Annotated in this window: 4 protein-coding genes; 2 read left to right on the top strand and 2 right to left on the bottom strand. The window is 34.6% G+C overall.

The genetic code is table 11. The features are described 5' to 3' along the window. Positions 1-169: 169 nt before the first annotated feature. Both DXB52_RS15405 and DXB52_RS15400 read right to left on the bottom strand, forming a co-directional pair. Positions 170-1018 (bottom strand): DUF4316 domain-containing protein, encoded by an 849-nt coding sequence (locus DXB52_RS15405; RefSeq protein ID WP_181988434.1) that lies wholly within the window; start codon positions 1016-1018, stop codon positions 170-172. 13 nt (positions 1019-1031) lie between these two features. Continuing rightward, positions 1032-1301, bottom strand: coding sequence for a hypothetical protein (locus DXB52_RS15400; RefSeq protein WP_117889961.1), 270 nt, complete (start codon positions 1299-1301; stop codon positions 1032-1034). A gap of 213 nt (positions 1302-1514) precedes the next feature. Here DXB52_RS15400 and DXB52_RS15395 point away from each other — a divergent pair, with 213 nt between their 5' ends. Together DXB52_RS15395 and DXB52_RS15390 are read left to right on the top strand one after the other, a co-directional pair. Further along, entirely contained in the window at positions 1515-1940 is a 426-nt protein-coding gene (locus tag DXB52_RS15395; RefSeq protein WP_015527705.1) for a GNAT family N-acetyltransferase, read from the top strand. A gap of 27 nt (positions 1941-1967) precedes the next feature. After that, positions 1968-2561 (top strand): hypothetical protein (locus DXB52_RS15390; RefSeq protein ID WP_472520520.1); only part of this gene is annotated, 594 nt, incomplete at its 3' end.

Genomic DNA, 2561 nt, shown 5'->3' with positions numbered 1-2561 from the left:
CCACATTTTTGATTTTATCATTTTTCCATTTTATGCACAATATTATCAACGATTCATTTATATTTTCAGCAAAATTTACAATTCTCACTTGGTTATTATATATATATCAGACAACTCTTTTTCAAAAAAGGGCAATGAGATTTCTCCCACACCCTTTGTCATTTCTTATCTATTTACGATTCCGCTCCATCTCCATCCCCTGATACCGCCTCGGCATTGGCTTTCCCTGTTTCTTTGCAACCTCACAGCAGTGTTTATACAAACGCAAAAGGACAGATTTCCTCTTCTTTGGTACTTCTGGATTCTCCTTTTTCGGTAGCAGATTGTTGATTCTTCCATCGATCATATTGTAATTCTGTTCCTCTGCCATTTCTGCAGATCGAAGGTATTCCCCATTGATAAAGTATTTCTGCCATGCCGAAAGCCGTTCTTTGGTAGCTCCCTTCTGTTTTTCCTGTTCATTGAACTTCTGGACAGCTGATTTCATCCTATCGATCGTATCCTGATCAAAGCCATCTTTACACTCATCAAGAATCACCTTGCCATACTGATTCAGTACAAGTGCCGCTGTATCTTTCCCATATTTCTGATTTTCCATGAGAAAATAGCTTTTTCCTTCAAAGATCAGATAATCCACGCTTCTCCATTTTCCTGGATACTGCTCAATTTCATAATCTTCTGTATCAACCTTGATTACTGCATCTGAATCGGTCAAATTTATAAATCCCGGGAGAGTGAGCAATGTATCGGTATCCACATAATGAGAGACTGCAAGTCCCTCTCGATTCGTTACAATCACATCTCCGACCTCCAATTTCTTTCCCGGTTCAATCTGCTTTTCCAAATCCTTTCGCAGCTGATATGTCTTTTTATTATCTTCTAGCAATCCGAAATAGATCTGCTCATAATTCTCTGCCTTTACCTCCTGAACTAATTCCCCTAATTCGTTATAAGGCATGTGTTTTAATTTCTTTCCAATCTCCGTATCCTTCACTCTATAGATTACATATTGATTCATTCTCATTCACTCCTTATCTTTCCTGTTCTTTCACTTTTTTGGTAGGAAGTGTCTTTGATCTTTCTGTGATTTCCAAATGTTTCCCCTGCTTCTCAAGACTCTTTTCTTTTTGTTCCAAATAGTTTTTCGCATCTTTAATCGCCTGACTTATAGCTGGCTTTGTAAGATATGGATTCTCTGAAGTTGGGCCAATCAAACGATTTCCTGTAATAAGCTCATATCTCCCACCGTATTCTTCACCATCCGTATAAAAGTCAAAACCAAGTGTTTTACATGCATCCATTCTTTCTTTTGGAATCTTTTCATAAAGTGCTACAGATATCGCTTACTTTGCATTTTCACTTTTTATTAGAAACGAATAGTTATAAACAAGAAAATATCTTGTACTTACGATAGGAAATAAAAAATATCAAAAAATTGATGATTAATGGTGAGCTTGTGATAGAATGGATAAAAGAAAAAAGCATAAAGGACGTAGTTGTGGAGAATATTTGTTATGATTAGAAAGTTGCTGAACGGAGATATTGATAGAGTTGCTGACATATGGTTAAAGACAAATCTGAAAGCACATTATTTTATTTCCAATCAATACTGGAAAAGTAATTATGAACTAGTAAAAGAAATGATGTTACAATCCGAAATCTATGTGTTTGAAGCGGATAAAAAGATACAAGGATTTGTAGGACTAAATGATGAATATATCGAAGGTGTTTTTGTCTCTGATGAAATGCAGTCATGTGGCATAGGTAAACTTTTATTGGATTATATTAAGGATAAAAAAGTTAGCTTACGATTAAATGTATACCAGAAAAATGCCAGAGCAATTTCTTTTTACCAAAGAGAAGGGTTCATTATTCAATGTGAAGATTTAGATGAAGCTACTGGTGAAAAAGAGTACACCATGCTATGGAAACAAAAATAGAAATCGGGATTTGTGAGGAAAAGGTGAATGAAAAAGCGAATGAAGCAAAAAAGTAAAAATGCGATTTCAATCATAGGTGGTGCAGATGGTCCTACAAGCATTTTTATAGCAGGACATTCAAAAAAGCAACCATTAAAGATTAGAATCAAAAATAGCATATATAGATATAAGAGAAAAAAAGTAGAGAAGACAATAGTTGCAAATCCTCATTCTCTTTCTGAAACAGTGCGGTATGCAAAAGATAAATACGAATTGACCGAAACTGCTCCCGCTGATAGAGAATATATTGAACAAATAAAATGTCTAAAAGAGAGTTTGATTTTGCAGTATGAACCAGAACTTTTGGGTGAAATGAAGGATATTCCGGTACCGGATTTTTCTAATGAAGCATCCGTCAAAGAGTATTGGGGTAAAATAAAGACTCGAAGTGAAATGATTGCTGAAATGCCCGATAGTATAATTCCTATGGATTTTCATTTGTATAAAATAAGAATCGATGATGATTTTCTTGAAATGGAGATAGATTATACTTGGAATATATTTGGAATGTCTTATTCAGGAAATAAAGCGGTAATGAAAAAATTTAAGAAAATATCCAGAGATTATACAGTTATTATGGTG

Origin of the sequence: Ruminococcus sp. OM04-4AA, from assembly GCF_003462585.1 — a bacterium.
Lineage (GTDB): Bacteria > Bacillota > Clostridia > Lachnospirales > Lachnospiraceae > Mediterraneibacter > Mediterraneibacter faecis.
Note: the sequence above shows the minus strand (reverse complement) of the source record. Positions and strands in the feature narration are given on the sequence as shown.

Coding starts and splice junctions, on each gene's coding strand:
- DXB52_RS15405 (WP_181988434.1), bottom strand. CDS start 1,018: ATGAATCAATATGTAATCTATAGAGTGAAGGATACGGAGATTGGAAAG.
- DXB52_RS15400 (WP_117889961.1), bottom strand. CDS start 1,301: ATGGATGCATGTAAAACACTTGGTTTTGACTTTTATACGGATGGTGAA.
- DXB52_RS15395 (WP_015527705.1), top strand. CDS start 1,515: ATGATTAGAAAGTTGCTGAACGGAGATATTGATAGAGTTGCTGACATA.